Origin of the sequence: Phenylobacterium sp. J426 (genome assembly GCF_024699945.1) — a bacterium.
In the GTDB taxonomy this organism is placed as follows: domain Bacteria; phylum Pseudomonadota; class Alphaproteobacteria; order Caulobacterales; family Caulobacteraceae; genus Phenylobacterium.
In genome coordinates this window covers 1,808,266-1,828,452 of sequence record NZ_JAJOMY010000001.1, presented here as the reverse complement: position 1 = coordinate 1,828,452, position 20,187 = coordinate 1,808,266, and the positions used below count along the sequence as shown (strand labels likewise).

The 20,187-nt window shown below is 68.4% G+C and carries 26 protein-coding genes; 25 read left to right on the top strand and 1 reads right to left on the bottom strand.

All coding sequences use genetic code 11. The features are described from left to right. Positions 1 to 558: 558 nt before the first annotated feature. The 3 genes from LRS10_RS09605 (at position 559) to LRS10_RS09595 (ending at position 3,929) form a co-directional block, all read left to right on the top strand. On the top strand, positions 559 to 1,455 hold the full coding sequence (locus LRS10_RS09605) for a bifunctional DNA primase/polymerase (protein ID WP_257837053.1): 897 nt from the start codon (positions 559 to 561) through the stop codon (positions 1,453 to 1,455). Beyond that, positions 1,452 to 2,915: a DnaB-like helicase C-terminal domain-containing protein gene (locus LRS10_RS09600; protein WP_257837052.1), complete on the top strand. Its 1,464-nt coding sequence runs from the start codon at positions 1,452 to 1,454 to the stop codon at positions 2,913 to 2,915. Before LRS10_RS09605 ends, LRS10_RS09600 begins: the two co-directional genes overlap by 4 nt. A gap of 306 nt (positions 2,916 to 3,221) precedes the next feature. Next, positions 3,222 to 3,929, top strand: coding sequence for a hypothetical protein (locus LRS10_RS09595; RefSeq protein ID WP_257837051.1), 708 nt, complete (start codon positions 3,222 to 3,224; stop codon positions 3,927 to 3,929). 17 nt (positions 3,930 to 3,946) lie between these two features. Here the strand turns inward: LRS10_RS09595 and LRS10_RS09590 are convergent, their stop codons facing one another. After that, positions 3,947 to 4,369: a hypothetical protein gene (locus LRS10_RS09590; RefSeq protein ID WP_257837050.1), complete on the bottom strand. Its 423-nt coding sequence runs from the start codon at positions 4,367 to 4,369 to the stop codon at positions 3,947 to 3,949. Between the two features lie 11 nt (positions 4,370 to 4,380). Between LRS10_RS09590 and LRS10_RS09585 the strand changes: the two genes are divergently transcribed. From LRS10_RS09585 to LRS10_RS09480, 22 genes are all read left to right on the top strand, one after another. Next, positions 4,381 to 5,091 carry a hypothetical protein gene (locus tag LRS10_RS09585; RefSeq protein WP_257837049.1) on the top strand — a complete coding sequence of 237 codons (711 nt, stop codon included), beginning with the start codon at positions 4,381 to 4,383 and terminating at the stop codon, positions 5,089 to 5,091. Then, a complete protein-coding gene (locus tag LRS10_RS09580) occupies positions 5,088 to 5,606 on the top strand; it encodes a transcription termination/antitermination protein NusG (protein WP_257837048.1) in 519 nt (172 codons plus the stop codon). Before LRS10_RS09585 ends, LRS10_RS09580 begins: the two co-directional genes overlap by 4 nt. 213 nt (positions 5,607 to 5,819) lie before the next feature. Then, on the top strand, positions 5,820 to 6,146 hold the full coding sequence (locus LRS10_RS09575) for a hypothetical protein (protein ID WP_257837047.1): 327 nt from the start codon (positions 5,820 to 5,822) through the stop codon (positions 6,144 to 6,146). 4 nt (positions 6,147 to 6,150) lie between these two features. Beyond that, on the top strand, positions 6,151 to 6,381 hold the full coding sequence (locus tag LRS10_RS09570; protein ID WP_257837046.1) for a hypothetical protein: 231 nt from the start codon (positions 6,151 to 6,153) through the stop codon (positions 6,379 to 6,381). A gap of 103 nt (positions 6,382 to 6,484) precedes the next feature. Then, a complete protein-coding gene (locus LRS10_RS09565; protein ID WP_257837045.1) occupies positions 6,485 to 6,961 on the top strand; it encodes a hypothetical protein in 477 nt (158 codons plus the stop codon). Next, a complete protein-coding gene (locus LRS10_RS09560) occupies positions 6,958 to 8,481 on the top strand; it encodes a terminase large subunit (protein WP_257837044.1) in 1,524 nt (507 codons plus the stop codon). The genes LRS10_RS09565 and LRS10_RS09560 overlap by 4 nt, the downstream gene beginning before the upstream one ends. Further along, entirely contained in the window at positions 8,481 to 8,669 is a 189-nt protein-coding gene (locus LRS10_RS09555) for a hypothetical protein (RefSeq protein WP_257837043.1), read from the top strand. The genes LRS10_RS09560 and LRS10_RS09555 overlap by 1 nt, the downstream gene beginning before the upstream one ends. Before the next feature lie 84 nt (positions 8,670 to 8,753). Next, complete coding sequence (locus tag LRS10_RS09550; protein ID WP_257837042.1) at positions 8,754 to 9,443, top strand: phage portal protein; 690 nt, start codon at positions 8,754 to 8,756, stop codon at positions 9,441 to 9,443. A 13-nt stretch (positions 9,444 to 9,456) separates the two neighbouring features. Further along, complete coding sequence (locus LRS10_RS09545) at positions 9,457 to 9,978, top strand: phage portal protein (RefSeq protein WP_257837041.1); 522 nt, start codon at positions 9,457 to 9,459, stop codon at positions 9,976 to 9,978. Then, positions 9,975 to 10,877 (top strand): S49 family peptidase, encoded by a 903-nt coding sequence (locus LRS10_RS09540; RefSeq protein WP_257837040.1) that lies wholly within the window; start codon positions 9,975 to 9,977, stop codon positions 10,875 to 10,877. Before LRS10_RS09545 ends, LRS10_RS09540 begins: the two co-directional genes overlap by 4 nt. Before the next feature lie 87 nt (positions 10,878 to 10,964). Next, on the top strand, positions 10,965 to 12,260 hold the full coding sequence (locus LRS10_RS09535) for a phage major capsid protein (RefSeq protein WP_257837039.1): 1,296 nt from the start codon (positions 10,965 to 10,967) through the stop codon (positions 12,258 to 12,260). Positions 12,261 to 12,323: 63 nt separating this feature from the next. Then, positions 12,324 to 12,737 (top strand): hypothetical protein, encoded by a 414-nt coding sequence (locus LRS10_RS09530; protein WP_257837038.1) that lies wholly within the window; start codon positions 12,324 to 12,326, stop codon positions 12,735 to 12,737. Between the two features lie 54 nt (positions 12,738 to 12,791). Then, a complete protein-coding gene (locus tag LRS10_RS09525; protein WP_257837037.1) occupies positions 12,792 to 13,088 on the top strand; it encodes a Rho termination factor N-terminal domain-containing protein in 297 nt (98 codons plus the stop codon). Between the two features lie 5 nt (positions 13,089 to 13,093). Further along, positions 13,094 to 13,702, top strand: coding sequence for a head-tail connector protein (locus LRS10_RS09520; RefSeq protein WP_257837036.1), 609 nt, complete (start codon positions 13,094 to 13,096; stop codon positions 13,700 to 13,702). A 29-nt stretch (positions 13,703 to 13,731) separates the two neighbouring features. Then, positions 13,732 to 13,911 carry a hypothetical protein gene (locus LRS10_RS09515; RefSeq protein ID WP_257837035.1) on the top strand — a complete coding sequence of 60 codons (180 nt, stop codon included), beginning with the start codon at positions 13,732 to 13,734 and terminating at the stop codon, positions 13,909 to 13,911. A gap of 2 nt (positions 13,912 to 13,913) precedes the next feature. Beyond that, positions 13,914 to 14,246, top strand: coding sequence for a phage head closure protein (locus LRS10_RS09510; protein WP_257837034.1), 333 nt, complete (start codon positions 13,914 to 13,916; stop codon positions 14,244 to 14,246). Next, on the top strand, positions 14,246 to 14,770 hold the full coding sequence (locus LRS10_RS09505; protein WP_257837033.1) for an HK97-gp10 family putative phage morphogenesis protein: 525 nt from the start codon (positions 14,246 to 14,248) through the stop codon (positions 14,768 to 14,770). The genes LRS10_RS09510 and LRS10_RS09505 overlap by 1 nt, the downstream gene beginning before the upstream one ends. A gap of 6 nt (positions 14,771 to 14,776) precedes the next feature. Then, on the top strand, positions 14,777 to 15,172 hold the full coding sequence (locus LRS10_RS09500; RefSeq protein WP_257837032.1) for a DUF3168 domain-containing protein: 396 nt from the start codon (positions 14,777 to 14,779) through the stop codon (positions 15,170 to 15,172). 12 nt (positions 15,173 to 15,184) lie between these two features. Further along, positions 15,185 to 15,607, top strand: a complete 423-nt coding sequence (locus LRS10_RS09495) for a phage tail tube protein (RefSeq protein ID WP_257837031.1) — start codon at positions 15,185 to 15,187, stop codon at positions 15,605 to 15,607. Then, positions 15,607 to 15,960: a hypothetical protein gene (locus LRS10_RS09490; RefSeq protein WP_257837030.1), complete on the top strand. Its 354-nt coding sequence runs from the start codon at positions 15,607 to 15,609 to the stop codon at positions 15,958 to 15,960. The genes LRS10_RS09495 and LRS10_RS09490 overlap by 1 nt, the downstream gene beginning before the upstream one ends. A gap of 98 nt (positions 15,961 to 16,058) precedes the next feature. After that, positions 16,059 to 16,322 carry a hypothetical protein gene (locus LRS10_RS09485; protein ID WP_257837029.1) on the top strand — a complete coding sequence of 88 codons (264 nt, stop codon included), beginning with the start codon at positions 16,059 to 16,061 and terminating at the stop codon, positions 16,320 to 16,322. After that, complete coding sequence (locus LRS10_RS09480) at positions 16,319 to 17,659, top strand: tape measure protein (RefSeq protein ID WP_257837028.1); 1,341 nt, start codon at positions 16,319 to 16,321, stop codon at positions 17,657 to 17,659. Before LRS10_RS09485 ends, LRS10_RS09480 begins: the two co-directional genes overlap by 4 nt. The last annotated feature ends 2,528 nt before the right edge of the window (positions 17,660 to 20,187 follow it).

Sequence of the window (20,187 nt, the reverse complement as noted above, 5' to 3'; positions counted from 1 at the left end):
CGCTGCGGCACCGCAAACCTGACGGCTCAGCTCCGCAATGTCGCGTTCGATCGGTCCTCCCCTTTTGCACGGTGACCCCATGACCAAGGTCCGCCCGCCGGCCTCCTTCCCCGACTCCGTCACCCGTATCGCCGGCCGCGTTGGCTGGGGCGCCATGGCGGACGCTGTGGGCAAGTCCGAGCGCGCCGTCCGCAACTGGTCCGACCCGGACATGGACCGACTGCCCACTATTGGCGAGGCGCTGGCGCTGGACGCGCTCTACCTCTCCGAGGGCGGCGGCGAGCCTCCGCTGATGTCGGTCTACCAGCTCCTCCTGGATCGCTCCGTCCAGGCCCCCCGCGGACACGGTCACCCTGGCGAAGGCGGCCGCTGCTGCGGCGCGCGAGACGGGCGAGGCCATCGCCGCCGCCGTCCAGGCCGTGCCGGCCACCGACGCCGCCGCGCGCATCGTTGCCGACCGCGAGATCGGGGAGGCTATCGAGGCGCTCAGCGATCTCCGCAACAAGCTCGGCGCCCCCCGCGAACGTCTCCACACTCCGCGGCGCGGCCTGACGGGCCGTGCTGAAGCCAGCTACAGCATATGCGCGTTTGGGTCTCGCCGTGTTTGGCGTCGCCGCTGACTGCCGCGCGCCCATCAAGCGCGAGGGCTGGTTCGAACATGGCTGCAAGGACGCGTCGAAGGACATCCTGGAGGTTCAGCGTCGCTGGACCCGGGCCCATCCCACGGCGAACATCGCCGTCGCTACAGGCGAGGCCTCCGGCGTCTTCGTCCTGGACATCGACTGCAAGGAGGGCGGCGACGGCTACGCCACTCTCGCCCGGCTGGAAGCCGAGTTCGGGGAGCTGCCGCCGACATGGCGCAGCCGCACACCATCCGGCGGCGAGCACCGCTGGTTTCGCTTCAGCGACAAGGCCCGGGCGCTCCGCAACTGGGCGCCGCTGAAGCTTTATCGGCCGGACGGGACCAAGGAGGTCTGTGCCGGCCTGGACATCCGAACGACGCACGGCTCCGCGGCCGTTCCACCCAGCCGCAAGCCGACGGGCGCATACACCTGGATCGTGAAGCCGACAGACGCTCCCCTGGCGGACCCGCCGGCCTGGCTCTGCACCGTCTTCATCCCGCCGCCGCCGCCTCCTCGCGCGGCCGCGCCGATCCGGCTGGACGCCGGCGCACGGCAGCGCCGTTACGTCGAGACAGCGATCAACGCCGAGTGCCGCGCCGTTGCAGAGCACAAGCCCGGCGGCCGGAACCTTCGGCTGTTCCAGGCCGCCGCCAACCTCGGCGAGCTCGTCGGTGCGAATCTGCTGCCTGAGGACGCCGCCATAGGGGCGCTGGAGCAGGCGGCTCAGGACTGCGGCCTGCACACTGACGACGGCGGCTGGGAGGGCGTCCGCAAGACGATCCAGAGCGGGCTGCGGCGCGGCATGGCGAACCCACGCGAGGTCCGCGCATGACCCGCGACTATGCCCAGGCCTACCGGGAGACCGCTGACGCCGTGGCCGGCGATGCGGTCCTGAGCGCACCGGAGAGCGAGCGCTTCCTGATCGGCGCCGCGCTATCGGGCGACGAGGGTGTGGCCGAGTTGGTCGCTGCCGTTCCGGAGGCCCACTTCACCGACGACTTGAACCGCCGCGTCTGGACAGCCATCCAGAACCACCGGGGCGCAGGGCGCGCAATCGACCCGGGCCTCGTCTTCGCCGACCTGCGGGGCGACGCTGACCTGAAGGCTGCAGGCGGGCTCGGCTTCCTCCAGGCGCTTGCAGGCGCGGCGTCCATCTGGGCCGCACCCTCTCACGTTGAGGTGCTCCAGGACCGCGCGCTGCGGCGTCGCATCATGCAGCTGACCGACAAGGCGCGTGAGGCGACACTGTCGGAGCTGGACCGCCCGGCTCACACCGTCCTGACCGACGTCGAGCGCTCTGTCGCCGGTGTCCTGCAGCAGAACGCGCCAGATGACGGCGCCTTCGTGGACGCGCGAGCCGCGGCGCGAACAACCCTCGCCCGCATGCGCAATGAGCAGGCCAACGGCAAGCCTCGCGGGCTGATGACCGGGCTGCGCTGCTTCGACTACCGCTGCCGCGGCCTCCAGCCTGGCTGGCTCATCGTCCTGGCTGGAAGGCCAGCGCAGGGGAAGACGGCGCTTGCGCGCTCGACGGCCATGTCAGCCGCGCGGCGCAATCCAGACCGCCACTTCATCTACTTCGCGCTTGAGATGGATCGGGAGGAGCTCAGCCAGCGAAGCCTGTCGGAGCTGTCCTTCATGCACGCGCCAACCCAGGCCGTGCCCTTCTTCGACATGCTCGGCGATCTCCACGCGCACGACATGGCTCTGCTGGACAGCCTCGAGGAGAAGATCCCGGCAAACTTCCACATCGAGGACGCCCCGGTCCTGTCGCTGGAGCACATCCGGCGGCGGCTCCACTCGCTCAAACGCAGGTTCAATCTCGGGGCCGTGTTCGTCGACTACCTCCAGCTGATGGAGAAGCCGCCGGCCCACGGTCGGAACGAGGCCTCGGTCATCGGCGACATCACCAAGGGGCTGAAGCAGCTCGCCCGCGAGCTCGGGATCTGCATCGTCCTGCTCTCCCAGCTGAACCGCGGGGTCGAGCATCGCGAGGACAAGCGCCCGCTGATGAGCGACCTGCTCGACAGCGGGAAGATCGAGGCCGACGCCAACGCGATCATGCTCGTCTATCGGGAGGTCTACTACCTCCGCGACAAGGAGCCTGACCGCCTCGATCCCGCGTACCGCGAGTGGGAGATGAAGTGCGAGGAGGTCCGGCGGCGCATGGACATCTTCATGCCCAAGGTCCGCGGCGGGCCCGCCGGTCGCGAGGTCCAGACCTACTTCGCCGAATACGACCACATCGAAGATCCGCCCCAAGAGGGAAGCTCCTATGCGCGCGCTGCCTGACCCGCTCGTGCCAGCTCACGTGAGCATGGCCGGCAATGACTGGTTCAAGCTCCATCACCATCGCCTCCTCAGATCGCGCTGGTGGCGGACTGCGAGCGACCTGGCGCGCTCCCGCAACGTCGACCTCTGGGCGCATGCCTTCGACGCCGTGCCGGCTGGCTCGCTGCAAGACGATGACGTCGAGCTCGCCGACCTTGCCGGCTTCGGCCGCGACGTCGCCTCTTTCGCGGCAGTGAAGGCCGAGATCATGGGCCCTGGACGCTCTGCAGCGACGGGCGCTGGTACCATCCGACGCTGTGCGAGGTCGTGCTCGAGCGCTGGGAAACGACCTCCACCAAGCGCAAAGCCGATGCTGAGCGCCAACGGCGTTATCGCGAGCGGGTCACGGGCAAAACGCCTGCTGTCACGCGTGACAATGAGGGTCTGTCACGCGTGACAGAGGCCGATGTCACGCGTGAATCGGACACAGAAGAGAAGGAGAAAGATATAACCCCCCTACCCCCCACGGGGGGCGAGGTGGATCGAGCTTTCGATCTCTGGAACGAAACCGCTGCCAAACTCGGGCTGCCTCTGGCCCGCACCCTGAACGATGCACGCCGGCGCCAGCTGCGGAAGCGCCTGGCCGAGAGCGGTCTCGATGGCTGGACCGAAGCGCTTGGGCGCGTGGCCCGCAGTAAGTTCCTCCGAGGCCTGTCGGCGCCGAGGAAACCGGGCGAGCGCCCCTTCCAGGCGACGCTCGACTTCCTCCTTCAGGCCTCGTCGTTCGCCAAGGTGCTGGACGGCAACTACGGCGACGACGCCGCGCCACCGCGGCCTACGTCACCACCGGCAGCTCCGTTCGACGAAGGCGCCCGCTGGCGCCGAGCGCTGGATGGCTTCAAGCGCGACCTGTGGTGGCCCGAGGACGAACTTGGTCCGCGTCCGGGTCGCACTGGCTGCCTTGTCCCGTCGGACCTGCTGCTGGAGTACGGCTTTACGGCCGAGGTGATCCCGCTTCGCCAGGCGACAGCTTGATGAGCGCGCTCGGGCCGCTACGGATCGTTGGCTGCGATGTCGGCCACATCCGCGCAGGGCGTGAACTCCAGGTCCGTCTGGGTCAGCCCGTTGAACCACATACCTCCGAGCGCGTGCTCGCCGATGCTGTCCAAGACCGGTGTGGGATCGTTGTCGTCGGGCATCTCGTCGAGGTCGACGGGAATGGCCTTGGCTGGCCCCTCCCAGATGATCGACCCGCTGCCGATCTCGGCGAACTCGCAGGCGGAGACGTCGGTCACCTCGTCGATCCAGTAGAACAGATCATCGATGTCGCTGACGGCGAAGATCCCGACAGCCTCCTTGCTGTCGATGATGCGGACGAGGAAGTTCGGCATGCGCTGACCTTCACCGCCTCGGGCGCCCAGCACAACCCGCAACTCACCTCCACCGGGGCGGCCCAGCCGTCCGTCAGTTTCCACAGGAGCTTCTGATGGCGCGCGGCCGTCCACGTTCGAAGGGTGCTCGCTTTCCGGGCGGCAAGCTGAAGCCGCCAGAGCCCAACGCACGGGTGCTCCAGCTCCGTCGCTCGCTGCTGGCGGCGAACGACCCTGACGCCAAGGTCGACATCTCGAAAGCGGAGAACGCCTTGGACCTGATGCTCGCCCGAGGCTGGATCAGCGAAGGGCAGCACCGCGCGGCTCGGCGGTATGCCGCCCTCTGGGTCCGCCATAGCCGCCGGGTGCTGGGCACCGCGCCGGGTGTGAAGGTCTCCCGAGCCGCGTCCAGCTACGCGCCGTCGCTCGCGCACGCCCAGACCGAGGAGGAAGGCCCGCTCAGCTCTGGCGTCCGGACGCCTGCGGACTTCGCCTACGCCAAGGCCGTCGAGGCCTATGAGGCCGGCCGTATCGACATCCGGGCGCTGAACAAGGCGGAGAAGGCGCACCGATCGGCCAAGATCGACTGGGCCCAGATGCCCGACGATGCAGTCGCGGCGATTTTCTGGCAGGCCAAGGTCATCGCTGACGGCCGCCACCTGGCCGTCTACACGCTGGCCGAGGTCGCCAACGTCATCGATGCGCTGCCGAAGGCGCTGCAGATGGCCAAGGTCACCTTCCCCGGCGCTAAGGTGCTGCCGCCTTCGCCAGCGGGACCCTGGAAGGCGGAAGGCGACGACATCCCGTTCGGAGACATCGCCGCATGAGCCAGTGGTACGCCATCCGCACCGCCACGCGGCGGGAGGGCGCCGCGATGGCTGCGCTGACCGAGAAGGGCTTCACCGTGTTCACGCCGCACGAAACCGTGCCGCGGAAGGTGAACCGGGTGCTCGAGGCGGTCACCCGGCCACTGCTGCCGGGGTATGTCTTCGTGCTCACGGATCCGGATCGGTTCGCTGAGGTGCGCAAGATCGACGCGGTCCTGGGCTTCGTCCGCTACTACCTCGGCGGCGTACTGACACCCGTGGCGTTCCCCTTCGCCGCGATTCTTGAGATGCAGATCGCCGAACGGGCGGGCCACTACGACAGCACCCGAACGAGGAAGCCGAACGCTTACCACCCTCGCAAGGGCGAGAAGGTGCAGATCACGGCCGGACCCTACATGTCGTTCGTCGCAACCGTACTCGCAGCGCCACGCGGCCAGCGAGCCAAGCTGCTCATCGAGGGGCCGTTCCCGGCGCGGAAGAAGACGGTGGACGTCCGACACCTGCAGGCAGCGTGACCACAACCTATTGACGGACTCGCGAAGCATGGCACTATCCCTGCGAAAGCCCGCTGTTCTTGATCCGTATGGCACCAGCGCGCAGGCCTCCGCAGCCGATCGGCATCAAAGCGGCCAAGGCTCCCCGAAGGGGAAGAATGTCCGAAATCGCCCCGGCCCGGCGACACCATCACGCCAAGCCGTAAACCCTCACCGCGAGCGCGGGGCGACCACATGAGGCGCGACTACCGCAGCCCTGAGGCGCAGACCTACCGCGCCTGGTACAAGACAGCTCGCTGGCGCGTACGACGCGCCGCGCAGCTGACCAACGAGCCGCTCTGCCGCATGTGCCTCAAGGCCGGCCGCGTCACGGCCGCCACCGTCGCCGATCACGTCATCCCCCATAAGGGTGACGAGCGGCTGTTCTGGACCGGTGAGCTCCAGTCGCTGTGCAAGCCGCACCACGACGGCGCCAAGCAGGCGGAGGAACGGCGCGGTTACATCATCGGATGCGACGCCTCAGGCCGACCGCTCGACCCGCGGCACCCGTGGAACAGGTGAAACGATGACTGACGCCACCGAGCGCCACCTGCTGCCGACCAAAGAGTGGGTGATTGTTCCGCTTATGGACGGCGATAGGCACATTGGCTGGGCCGTTGGGGCCTGGGAGCGCCGCGGATACCGCGAGTGGGAGCGCGTGGCGATTGCGCCGGTGCTGCACAGCGTTGGGTCGATGACGATCATCAGTCGGATGGCGAGCGACGAGCGCCCCCGGCCCAAGTTCGACGTCGGGTAGGGGGGCGTCGAAAGTCTGCGCCTTTCGCCTCAGGGACCGGCGGGGGCGGACAAAATTTTCGCTAATCCAGTTTTGTCGCGCGCACGCGCCGAGGCGAGGTTGAATGGCTGGTAGAGCGCGGAAGGCGCGCATCGACAGCGCTGCGGCAGCGGTTCAGGTCATGGTGACAGCCGCGCGGGAAGTCTGCCCGCCAGCGCACGCCCCTCTTGACGACGACGCCGGACCCTTCTGGGACGACATCATCGGCCAGCGCGCCCGGTCTGAGTGGACCGCGCACGACCTGGCATACGCCTCGGATCTCGCGAACGCGATGGCGCAGCTGGTGGAGAACCGGCGCCAGCTGAGAAGCGAGGGCGAGGTGCTTACGCCCGAGGAGGGGCGGCCGATGGCCAATCCGCGCGTCGCCGTGGTCCACGGGCTGCACGCCCAGATCAAGGCGGCCCGTCAGTCGCTGAACATCCACGGCCGCGCCGCTGGCGAGGCGCGCGACGTAGGCAAGAGGCGAGCGGCGGCCAAGGAGATCGAGGACGGCAACCCGCTGGCGGGCGACGATCTGCTTGCGCGGCCGACGGTGCAGTGACGCGAGGCCAGCGCGTCATTGCGTTCATCGAGCGGTACTGCCCGACGCCTGAGGGGAAACTCGTCGGGCGGCCGATGCGGCTGGAGCCGTTCCAGCGGAAGTTCATCCTGGAGGTCTACGACAATCCCGCGGGTACGCGCGTCGGCATCCTGTCGATTGCTCGGAAGAACGGGAAGTCGGCGCTCATTGCGGCGATCATGTTGGCGCACCTTGTGGGCCCGGAGGCGCGGCAGAACAGTCAGATCGTTTCGGGCGCCCGTAGCCGAAAGCAGGCGGCCGTCGTCTACAACCTGGCCGCCAAGATGGTCGGCCTCTCGCCGGAGCTGCGCAAGATCGTTCGGCCGGTGCCGTCGGCGAAGACCCTGCACGGCCTGACGATGAACACCGAGTACCAGGCGCTCGCCGCTGAGGCCGGCACGGCCCACGGCCTCTCGCCGGTGCTCGCGATCCACGACGAGATGGGGCAGGTCCGAGGCGACTTCGACGCCTTCATCGAGGCCATTGAGACGGCTCAGGGCGCGTACGACGACGCGCTGCAGCTCGTGATCTCGACGCAGGCGCCGAGCGATGGCGACATGCTGTCGATCCGGATCGATGACGCGCAGCGGTCCAAGGATCCGACCGTCGTCTGCCACGTCTACGCGGCCGCAGCGGACGCCGACCTGCAGGACCGGAAGGCTTGGGAGGACGCGAACCCGGCGCTGGGCTCGTTCCGGTCGCTGATCGAGATTGAGAACAAAGCCGCTGAGGCGTCGCGCATGCCGTCGGTGGAGAATAGCTTCCGTAACCTCTACCTGAACCAGCGGGTGACGCGTTTCGCGCCGTTCGTCAGTCCACGGGTGTGGGGACTTGGCGGCGAGCCGATCGACTTCGGGGTGTTCCATCGCAACCCGGTGTACGGCGGCCTCGACCTGTCGCTCACCACGGACCTTACGGCGCTGGTTCTGGCGGCGCAGGAGGACGAGATCTGGCACCTGCTGCCGGTGTTCTGGACGCCCGAAGCGACGTTGGTGGATCGCTCCCGCCGGGATCGGGCGCCGTACGACACCTGGGTTCGTGACGGCTTCATGAAGGCCACGCCGGGCCCAGCGGTCGAGTACAGCTTCGTAGCGAAGGACATCGTCGAGCTCACCGCCGGCATGGACGTGCGGAAGATCAACTTCGACCGGCACCGAATGAGCATCTTGCAAGCCGAGCTGGATCGGCTTGGCGTCGAGCTGCCCTTCGAGCCGTTCGGGCAGGGCTTCGTCTCGATGGCGCCGGCGATTGATGCGGCTGAGATCGAGTTCCTGCACGGCCGCATTCGGCACGGCGCGCACCCAGTGCTCACGATGTGCGCCGCAAACGCGGTGATCCTTCCGGACCCCGCAGGCAATCGGAAGCTCGACAAGTCCAAGTCCACCGGCCGCATCGACGGGATGGTCGCCCTGGTCATGGCCATGGCCGCGGCGACAAGTGCTGAACAGCCCGAAGGCCCCTCCGTCTACGAGAGCCGCGGCATTCTGGAGATCGAGATCTGATGAGCGATACCGACGCATCTGCGCCGGCGCCGGAGGCTCGGCGCCGGATCGACCGTGTGGACATCGTTGGCGTCGCAGGCCTCGCGCTGCTCACGGTCGGCTTCGGCATGATCTATCTGCCGCTCGCGTTCATTGTGTCGGGCGGGGCCCTGGTCGCGGCCACGGTTCTGGCGGTTCGGCGCGGCTGATGGGCTTCCTGTCGCAGCTGTTCAGGGGCGCCGGAGGCGGCGCACTGGGGCACGCCTCAGTCGCTGTCCCAGGATGGGTTCTTCGTGCGCCTGCTTGGCGGCGGCCCCACCAAGGCCGGCGTAGCGGTTTCAGAGTTCAACGCGCTCACGCTGCCGGTTGTCTACGCCTGCGTGAATCGCATCGCGAACCCCATCTCAACCTTTCCGCTGGGGATTTATCAGAGGTCCGGCAACGGCGCCGTGGCGCGGGTGACCGAGCACCCGATGTCTCAGCGCCTCGGGCTTCGCCCCAACGACTTCATGTCGTCGCGCACGCTCCGGAAAACGGTGCAAGGTCACGCCCTGCTGTGGGGCAACGGGTACCGCGAGATCGAGCGTAACCGCCGCGGTGAGGCGGTGGGCCTCTGGCCGCTCCTGCCAGACCGGACCCGGCCGGTGCGGGTCGCGGATGACCGCCTGGTGGTTCGGACGAACATCGCCGGAGAGACCATCGACATCGATCATGGTGACGTCCTCCACACGATGGACCTGAGCCACGACGGCTTCATCGGCCTCTCGCAGGTCGCAATGGCTCGGCAGGCGATGGGCATGGCGTTCGCCATGGAGGAGTTCGGCGCCAAGTTCTTCGCGAACGACGCCAAGAGCGGTGGCTTCCTGATGCACCCAGGCAAGCTGAGCCCCACGGCGCACGCGAACCTTCGCGGCGCGGATGGCCAGCCGAAGGCGGCGCCGGAGAGATCCCGCGGCCCGGGTCGAGCGTCAGGGCGGCCTTGAGAACGCGCACCGGGTGAAGGTGCTCGAAGAGGGGATGAAGTTCGTTCAGACGATGATCCCGCCCGAAGACGCCCAGTTCCTCGGGAGCCGCGAGTTTCAGATCGCCGAGCTCGCGCGGATCTTCGACGTCCCGCTCATCTTGCTGCAGAGCCACGAGAAGACCACCAGCTGGGGCTCAGGGATCGAGCAGCTGATGATCGGCTTCGTTCAGCAGACCATCGCGCCGTGGGTCGCGGCCGACGAGCAGGAGCTGAACTGGAAGCTCTTCACCGAGGAGGAGCGGGAGAAGGGCCTCTACGTGAAGTACAACATGAAGGGCCTGCTGCGCGGCGACAGCGCTGCGCGGGCCGCCTTCTACAAAGCCATGTTCGAGGTCGGCGGCTTCTCGCCGAACCAGATCCTCGCCCTTGAAGACGAGGAGGGGATCGGCGCGATCGGCGAGCACCACTTCGTGCCCGTCAACTTCCAGACCATCGAGCGCGCCGTCGCTGCGCCGGCCGAGGTCGCAACACTCGAGCCCACGGAGGCGGCATGAGGTACGCCCACATTCTGCTGGCGGTCGCGTCCGAGATCTGGGCGATGCACCCCGCCAAGCTCGCTGCGATGATCGACTTCCTGGCCCTGCAAGCCAGCGGCGTGAAGTTCACGGCCGAGGAGATCGAGGCCCGCATTGCACCGCAGACGGCCGCCGCTGTCGCGCGCCGCGAGGGCGCTGTCGCCGTCATCCCGCTGCGCGGCGTGATCGCCAACCGCATGAGCCTGATGGGCGACATCTCCGGCGGCACGAGCGCGGAGGGCCTGAGCAAGGCCTTCCAGGCCGCTGTCGACGACGACGGCGTAAAGGCCATCGTCCTCGATGTGGATTCGCCCGGCGGCAACGTGCACGGCATCGAGGAGCTGTCGGCTCAGATCGCCGCGGCGCGGGGCTCGAAGCCCATCGTCGCGCAGGTGAACGCCACCGCGGCCAGCGCCGCCTACTGGGTGGCGAGCGCGGCTGATGAGGTCGTGGTCACGCCGTCGGGTTGGGTCGGTTCCGTAGGCGCAATGACGGCGCATGAGGACGTGAGCGAGGCGTTGGCGAAGTTGGGCGTGAAGCGGACGCTGGTGGCTTCGACGGAGTTCAAGGGCGAGGGCGCCCCCTACCTGCCGATGACGGACGAGTACCGGGAGCACTTGCAGTCGCAGGTCGACGCCTATGACGCCATGTTCGTCGAGCGGCTCGCGGCCAACCGTGGCGTTTCCTCCAGCCTGGTGCGCGAGAACTATGGCAAGGGCCGCATGGTGCTCGCCCGCGAGGCCGTGAGCCAGGGCATGGCTGACCGCGTCGGCGTCATGTCGGAGACCCTGGCGCGCTTCGGCGTCCAATCGAAACCCACCACCAAGGCGCGCGCCCGCGCGCCGCAGCGCGAACTGCGCGCGCTCAACCTGATCTGAGTTTCCCCGCCTCGGCGGCGAAAGGCCCGACCTGCTCCGGCGCAGGCGGTCGACAACCCATGCCGGATCACCAGCAGGAGCAACCACATGCTGAAGGAACTGCGCGAGAAGCGCACGAAGCTTGTCGCCCAGATGCGCGGCATGATCGAAGCGGCCGAAGCCGAGGATCGGGACTTCACCGCCGAGGAGACCACCTCCTACGACGCCCTCAAGGCGGAGCTGGATGGCCTGGATCGCCGCATCGAGCGTCTGGCGAACACCGAAGCGGCGGAGACCGCTGGCGCCCAAGTCGTCCCCGCGGCGGCTCGCCGCCAAGGCGTTGTGCAACCCCAGGGCCCCTCGGCCTCCAAGGAGTTCGAGAACCTTGGCCAGTTCATGTCGGCCGTCCGGTTTAACCCGAACGACCCGCGCCTGAACTTCGTCGAGGGCGTCGGCGCCAGCGGCGAGAACGGCGAGATCGCCGCTGAGCTGCGGATGGACAACGATACGCAGGGCGGCTTCATGATCCCGCCCCAGTTCCGCTCGACGATCATGAGCGTGCCTCCGCAGGACGCGCTCGTGCGGCCACGTGCGCAGGTGATCCCGGCCGGCAGCCCGCCGGACGCCGGCATCACCATGCCGGCGCTGGATCAGACCGGCGCCAATCCGGGCAACATGTTCGGCGGCATGAACTTCCAGTGGATCGGCGAGGGCGACGAAAAGCCCGAAACCGACGCCAAGCTGCGCGAGTTCACGCTCACCCCGAAGGAGATCGCCGGCACTGTGACGGTGACGGACAAGCTCCTGCGCAACTGGCAGGCGGCCAGCCCCTTCATCGAAAACCTGATGCGTCAGGGCGTGACGGCGGCCGAAGACTACGCCTTCCTGCGCGGCTCCGGGGTCGCCCAGCCGCTCGGCGCGCTCAACTCCGTCGCCACCAAGTTCATCAACCGCACCAACGCGAACACGGTCACCTACGCCGACCTGGTGGAGATGGTGGCGCGGCTGTTGATGCGCGGCGGCACCCAGCCGGTGTGGTCGATGCCGCAGTCGGCTCTGCCCAAGCTGGCGACCATGGTGGACCCGGAAGGCCACTACATCTGGAAGGCCAATGCGGTCGACGGCTTCGCCGGCACGCTGCTCGGCTATCCGGTGCGGTGGAACAACCGCGCCCCCGCCATCGGCAGCAAGGGCGACATCCTGCTGGCCGACTGGTCGTACTACGTCATCAAGGACGGGTCCGGCCCGTTTGTGGCGGCGTCCGAGCACGTCCTGTTCCGCCAGAACAAGACGGTCATCAAGATCTTCTGGAACGTGGACGGCGCGCCCTGGCTCACCGCCCCGATCAAGGAAGAGAACGGCTACGAAGTCTCGCCGTTCGTGGGCCTCGACGTCCCGGCCTAAGCCCTCTGGCCCGGCTCTGGCCGGGCCGCCCCCTTCATCCCCTGAGATCGAAAGGAGATCGCTTTGCGCGACCTCGCCAACTCCCTGAAGGTGGTGCGGGCCATCAGCCCGGCCGCCGCTGTCGCGGACAACACCCCGTTTGTGTCGCAGATCGTCGACCTCGCCGGCTTCGGCGGTTGCATGTTCGCCATCAACCTCGGCGCCCTCGCCGATGCTGACGCCACCTTCACTGTCCTGGTGGAGCACGGCGACCAGGCGAACCTGTCCGACGCCGCGGCCGTGCCAGACGACAAGCTGACCGGCACCGAAGCCGCCGCTGGCTTTACCTTCGCCGACGACAACGCCGTTCGGAAGATCGGCTACGTCGGCTCGAAACGGTACCTCCGCCTCACGATCACGCCGGCCAATAACTCGGGCAACGCCTTCGTGTCGGCGGTCGCGATCCTCGGCCACAGCCGCTACGGCCCGGCCGGTTAAGCGCAGCGCAGCAAGGGGCGGGCGCTGCCCGCCCCTTACACTAGGGAGGCCGACATGGCCCTGAAGATCATCAATGAGTTCGTCGACTACCGCTCCGGGAAGCGATACGCGCCCGGCGACAAGATCGAGCCGGCCCTGGAGGCTGAGCAGATCGAGCGCTTGGTGAAGGCGAACTGCCTGCGCGAGACCGAAGGAGGCGGCGGGGCGCCTGCTGAGGATGACCTGTCATCCAAGACGGTCGACGAGCTGAAAGCTCTGGCCGAGGCGGAAGGCATCGACCTGGCCGGCGCGACCAAGAAGGCCGACATCGTGGCCGCCGTTGAAACGGCTCTGGCCGAGCGCGCGGCCTGATCCTGATGGGCGTCGTCGTCATCACCCCGCCTGAACCGCTGATCGATCTCGATACAGCGAAGACGCACCTGCGCGTCGATCTGGCGGACACTGATGACGACGCCCTGATCGCTGCTTACGTCGCGGCCGCGTCGGCGCACATCGACGGGCCCGGCGGCTGGCTTGGCCGAGCCATCGGCCCCCAAACACTTGAGCTGCGGCTGAGCGCCTTCGAGAGCGCCCGCTGCGATACAATCGACCTTCCGTACCAACCGATCATCGACGTCGTGTCGGTGAAGTACCTGGACGCCTCGGGCGTCGAGCAGACGCTGACCGCGGACACCTATGAGGTGACCGAGGGCTACGTGCTCCGCCCGGCGTACAATACCCGCTGGCCCGCCGCGCGCGAACGTGCCGACGCCATCAGGATCCGCTACCGCGCAGGCTACGCCGCCGATCCCGACGCCGACGAGCTGCAAGCCGCCGTACCCGCGCCGATCGCCGCCGCGGTGCTGCTGATGACCGGCGACCTCTACGCCAACCGGGAGACCGGCGTCGTCGGTACGGTCGCCGCCGACGTGCAGATGAGCACGACCGTCGAGGCGCTGCTCGCCCCTTACCGCATCTGGGCCTGAGGCCCGCCCTCACCAAAACGGAGACACCCATGCGCCTGAAGGCCCTCATGCCCCACCCCGTGTCCGCAAAGCTCAAGGTCCGTCGCGGCGACGTCTTCGAGGTCAGCAAGGAACTCGGAGACCGGCTGGTCCGCATGCAGATCGCGGAGCCGACAAAGGCGAAGGTCACGGTCGGCGACGGCGAGCCCTCAGCGCCCGCTGATTCCTGATCATGCGCGCCGGAAAGCTGGATCGCCGGCTCACGCTGCTGAGCTATGGGAGCGACGGCACGAACGCCTTCGGCGATCCGGCTGACGCCTGGACCGACATCGGCACGGTCTGGGCCTCCAAGCAGGACGTGAGCGACGCTGAGCGCATGCGGGCTCAGGCGCTCGGCGCCACCATCACCACCCGCTTCATCGTCCGATCGACCGAGCGCGCCCGCGGCCTCAAGCGGCGCGACCGCGTCCGCTGCGATGGGGTGACCTATGACGTCGTCGGCCTGAAGGAAGTCGGCCGGCGCGATGGAATCGAGATCACCGCAGCTGCGGCCGAGGAAGGCTGATGAAGGTCAAGGTGAGGGTCGAGGGCCTCCGCGATCTCGACGCCGCGCTGGCCGAGCTCAACAAGGCCACAGCCCGCAACGTGCTTCAGCGGGCGCTCCTGAAGGCCGCAGACCCTGTGCATCAGGAGGCCGTGCGGTTGGCTCCGGAACGATCCGGCGTTCTGAAGTCGAAAATCCGCAAATCGGCACGGAAGCCGAAGGGTCATCAGTCGAAGGCTGCCTTTGCCGCGGCCATGAAGCGCGGAGCCACGCGACGGGAAGCTGCCGCGGCGCAGCGGGCCTTCAACCGCGAGAACCCTGCACGGTTCGCTGAGGTGTTCGTCGGCGTCGAGGAGGGTGTTGCGCAGGCCTGGCCGCAGGAAGTCGGCACGGCGAAGCACCCACCTCAGCCGTACATCCGTCCCGCCATGGAGGCGAAGTGGGGCGAGGCCTTGGAGATCATGAAGGCCGAGGTTCGGCCCGAAATCGAGAAGGCCGCTGAGCGCGCCCGAAAGCGGGCGCTGAAGAAAGCCGCGAAGGGCTGACCCGCCATGGAAGACGAACTTCGCGCCCGCCTTCTGGCGGCGACGGCGCTCGTCGCCCTCGTGCCGGCGGAGCGGATCGCCTGGAGCCGTCGACGCGGCATGCCGGCCGTGGCGCTTTGGCGGGTAAGCGGTCGGCCCGACTACCACCTTAAGGGCGCGTCCGGCCTCGTGGACAGTGTCGTCCAGATCGACTGCTGGGGCTCGACCTACGAGCAGGCCAAGAACATCGCCCGCGCCGTGAAGGTCGCGCTCAGCGGCTTCAGCGACGCGGTCTTCCGGGGCGTCTTCATCGAGAACGAGCGCGATGGCTTCGAGGCCGGCGACGGCGCTCCGAGCAGCGGCGCCCCTTCCAACTTCTTCCGCACCAGCCTGGACGTCCGGGTCTGGTCGACCGTCAGCTAGAGGAGACCTGCAATGACGGACGCGATCACGGGCTATGGCTCGTCCTTTGAAGTCCACGATGGCGCATCGCCCGGCGCGTGGTTCGAGTTCGAGGAGGTCAAGTCGGTTGGCCTTCCGAACGAGTCGCGCGAGCGGCTGGACGCCACCCACATGCAGAGCCCCGCCCACACTCGGGAGTATATCCCGGGCTTCATCGACCCCGGCGAACAGACCGTGACGATGAACTTCGTCCCGGGTTCTGACACCGACGAGTTCATCGTCGACTGGCGCGCCTCGGGCGAGACCCGCGATGTTCGGGTGACGGCCAACGGCATCACCTTCACCTATCCGGCGTTCCCCACCGGCTACGACACGCCGCTCGAAGCCACCGCCGTGGCCGAGGCGACGCTGACGCTGGCGGTCGCCGGCGCCGTGGTGCGGGGCTCGGCGGCCTGATGCCGGCCAACCCTGAAACGGGCGTGGTCTCCTTCGAAGCTTCGGGGGAGGCCTACCGCCTACAGTTCTCGATCGACGCGATCTGCACGCTCGAGGATCTGCTCGACAAGTCCGTCGCCGAGATCGGCGTGCAGATGGCGCGGGGGCGCATCGGCGCCATTCGGGCTTCTCTCTGGGCGGGTTTGCGCGAGCACCATCCGAAGCTGCCGCTGAAGGACGCCGGCGAACTTCTCAAGGACCCTGCCCTAAAGGGCGGTAAGGCCACCGAGTACATCGGCCAAGCCCTCAAGCTCGCGTTCGGAGATGGGGACGGAGGCGCGTCGGACGCCGGAGATGACGCCCCCCAGGCGTAAGCCCGCCGACCTGGGCTCAGCTCTTCACCGCCTGGTGCGGGCTCGGCTTTGCGCCGGACCTGTACTGGCGCCAGACCCCGCGCCTTGCGCGGCTGGCGATGAGGGGCGGAGCCCAGCGGGTCGAGCGGGATCGGAAGAACGCCCGCTACCTGGCTTGGCACATGCTGAGGCCGCACGGCGGCAAGGACTTCCCGAGCCTCGAAAGCTTCGTCGAAGGCTCGGTGAAGACGGAGCCGACGAAGGTCCAGACCGGACCTGAGCTCTACCACGTCATGCGCCGCTGGGAGGCCGCCTCCGGAGCGCAGCAGGCCCGCGGGGCACAACTCCAGAAACGACGCTCCAAGCCGAGGCAGGAACCATGAGCACTGGGCCCATCAGCTCGCTCTATGCCGCCCTCGGCATGGACTCTGCGCAGTTCGAGAGTGGGACCAAGCGCGCGCAGGCGGCCTGGAACAACCTCGGCGGCAACATACGGTCGGGCGCTACCCAGATCGAGCGCTCAACCGAGCGGATGAGCGCGTCCATGAGCGCCAGCGCCCGCTCGGCCGATCTACTGGCGTCGTCGCTCGCCGGCCTGGGCGTCGCTGCCATCGCGGCCCAGACAGCCCGCCTGGCCGACGGCTACACCCAGTTCACCAACCGGCTGAAGACGGCGGGGCTGGAAGGCGAGGCGCTCGCCGCAACCCAAGCCGACCTCTACGCCGTCGCTCAGAAGTACGGTGTAGAGCTCGAAAGCCTCGGCACGCTGTTCGGCCGTCTCTCTGGCGCGGGCAAAGACCTTGGCGCGACGCAGGACCAGCTGCTGCGCTTCACGACCGGCGTCGCCGCCGCGCTGAAGGTGCAGGGCGGCTCCGCGGCCGATAGCGCCGGCGCCCTTCTCCAGCTCTCCCAGGCGCTCAGCGGCACCAAGATCCAGGCCGAGGAGTACAACTCCCTCATCGACGCCGCCCGGCCGCTGCTCCAGGCCGTGGCCAACGGCTCGGATCGCTTCAAGGGGTCGGTGAGCGCGCTCACCAAGGCGGTGAAGGCTGGGGAGGTCACCTCCCGCGAGTTCTTCGAGGCGGCGCTGCGCGGCTTCGGCAGCCTGGAGGCGCAGGCCGACAAGTCGGCCATGACCATCGGCGGGTCGCTGACGGTGCTGAACAACGCGCTCGGCCGGTACGTCGGCCAGACGGACCAGGCGCTGTCGGCGACCCAGCGGGTCTCCGGCGCGATCACCGGCCTGTCGGCCAACCTCGACACGATCATCCCGACGGCTACCGCGCTGATCGCCCTGGTGGGCGTGCGTTATGCCGCCGCCGGCGCCCGCCTTCGTCGCCACCTCGGCGGCCAAGGCCGCAGCCTCCGCGCGCGACGCCATTGCCGCCGACATGGCCGCAGCAGCGAACACGCGGCTGGCCGCCGCCGGCCTGACCGCCAGCGCGTCCGCAGCCCGGTTCAGCACGGCAGTCACCGGCGCCGCCGTCGCGACCAGGATGGCCACCGGTGTGGCTGGGGGCCTGGTCGGGCTGCTGGGCGGGCCCTGGGGTGTGGCCTTCACCGCCGCCGCGACTTCCGTGTGGCTGGTCCACAAGGCGCTGGTCGCCATGGATCAGCCCAGCAAGGAGATCGTGAAGACGACGACGGCGCTCAGCGCCGCGACCGACGCTTACGCCGAGGCTGCGCAGACCGCCGCCCTCGCCAGCGGCAAGGAGCGTGAAGAGGCGATCAAGAACGCCGCCGCCAAGAAGGCGCAGGCCGAAGAGAACATTAAGTCGGCGCAGGCCAAGATCGCTGACGCCCGCGCGACCCTCGCCCAGATCGAGGCTGAGAACCGCCGCGCCATCGAGGCGGAACGCTTCAGCGCGCGCGGCGACGCCGCCGGCACGATCCGCCCCACGATCAACACGCCCGCAGTGATGCGCGCCAAGGCTGACATCGAGGCGACGCGCGCCGCTATCGAAGCCGCGCAGAAATCGATCGAGAGCAGCGATCGCATCCTCAAGGCTGGTTCGTCGGCCGTGAAGGAGCTGTCGGAGGAGGAACTCAAGGAGCTGGAGAAGGCCGCAAAGGCGGCCGCCAAGGCCCGTGAGAAGGCCGCCAAGGAGGCCAAGAAGGACAGCGAAAAGCGGCTCGCCGACGCTCGCGAGGTCATCGACGATCTGCTGAACGAGGAAGAGCGCTACGCGAAGTCCTTCGCCGAGACGATGGCGAAGCTCGACGCTGCCCGCGAAGGCGGGGAGATCAGCGCCGAGGAATACACCGACGCCATCCTCCGGATGCTCTCCAAGATCCGCCAGGAGAGCGTGAAGGCCGCGGACGACCTGGAGAAGGTCGACTTCACCGTGGTCTTCGGGACCGCCAAGGAGTGGAACGAAGGCGTCAAGAACATCGACGGCGTGAAGGAGCAGCTCGACAGCCTGCTTCAGTCGCTCGACGACGTGCTCTTCGGCTTTCAGCAGCTTCGATACAGCCTCTCCCGCGGTGACTGGAGCGGCGCGCTGCAAGGCCTGCTCGGCACGATCGGCGGGATCCGTGGCGCGTTCGCCTCTGGCGGTCTCGGAGGCGGGCTCAGCGCCATCGGCACGGTCGCGGGCCAGGTCATCGGTGGGCGCACCGGCCAGGCTATCGGCGGCGGGCTTGGGCTCGCCGGGATGGGCATCGGCGTTGGCAGCATGCTGCTCAACGCCGGTAGCATGGGCGCGCTGGGCGCGTTCAGCGGCGGCGCCATGGCACTCGGGTATGCGCTCGGCCCTATCGGGATGGCGGCCGGCGCGCTCTACGCCGCCGCCAAGCTGCTCAACGTCGGCGGCAAGCCGTCCAACGCCGGGGCCGGCCTAGACCTCCGCACGGGCGCGCTCAGCGGAAACAAGCGGACCAGCGAGACGGAGCAAGCCGCGAAGGCAGCCGGCGACGCCATCCTGGAGGCTCAGAAGACGTTCGAGGCCGCCGGTATCAAGCTCGGCGACACGATCACTGGGCTTGTCATCGGCACGCGGGACCTGACCCAGGTCTACACCGCATCGGGCCGCACGCTGACGTCGGCCGTGGGCGATGCGGCCGCAGCGACGGACGCCGCCGTGAAGGCGATGCTGGACGGCGCGAACTTCGCCTCTGAGGCGCAGGAGAAGCTGGTCCGGTCGATGCTCGCCGCCGGCAAGGGCTTCGATGAGATCGCCGCCTCGCTCCAGGCCTACCAGGTGGCGCAAGGCCTCGGGCAGTCCATCGCCGATGAAATCCTGCGGCTCACCGAACCGCGCAAGTACGACATTCAGCAGGTCGAGCGTGCGGCAGAGGCGCAGCGCAAGGCCGTCGAAGAGGCGGTCAAGGCCGGCTACCTGACGGCCGAGCAGTCGCTCGATGTGCTGGAGAAGCTGGCCCAACTGACGGGGTTGCAGCTCGCCGAGGTCGAGAAGCAGTACGGCCAGACGTCCAGCGCCGCGGACATCGCGAACCGCAAGCGCGAGCTCGAGATCGCTCTCATGGAAGCGAGTGGTGACGCGGCTGGAGCCCTGGCTGCCCGCCGGGCCGACGAGCTCGCCGCGCTGCGCGCGATCGATCCGGTATTGGCCGACCTCAGGGCGCGCTATTTCGCGCTCACGGACGTCGCTGCCGCGCAGGCCGAGGTCGACCGGATCGTCGAGGCGCAGCGGCAGAAGCAGCGTCAGGAGCTGCAGGAAACCGTCTCCCGGCTGAAGGCGCTCACCGGCTCCCTTCGCGACTTCCGCAAGGAGCTGTTCCTCGGTTCCTCGGCCATGCTCACGCCGCAGCAGCAGTACGCGGCTGCGAAGGTGGAGTTCGAGCGCACAGCCACGCTGGCCAAGGCCAGGGACCGCGACGCCATGGAGCGCCTGCAGTCCGTCTCCGAGGCATACCTGAAGGCGGCGGAGGAGGTCGCGCCAACGGCGGAGGCCTACGGCCGAGATCTGCAAGCCGTGCGGGCGGCCGTCGCCAGCACCGAGACTATCGCCACCAACGAGCTGAACGCCGCCGAGGCGGCTTTGGCGACCCTGGAGAACATCTCCAGCGGCGTGGACGAGCTTGTGCTCGCCATGAACAACCTCGCCGCGGCCTTTGCGAAGTTGGAGGCGCTGCCGCCCGGCGCGGCCGGCGGCATCGACGTGGCTCGCTACCTCGCCAACAACCCCGATCTTAAGGCCAACTGGGAAGCCGGCGGCGTCATGCGAGAGCTTGGCGCTACCCTGGAAGAAGCGGCGCGCGAGCACTACGCCCGCACCGGCAAGTCGG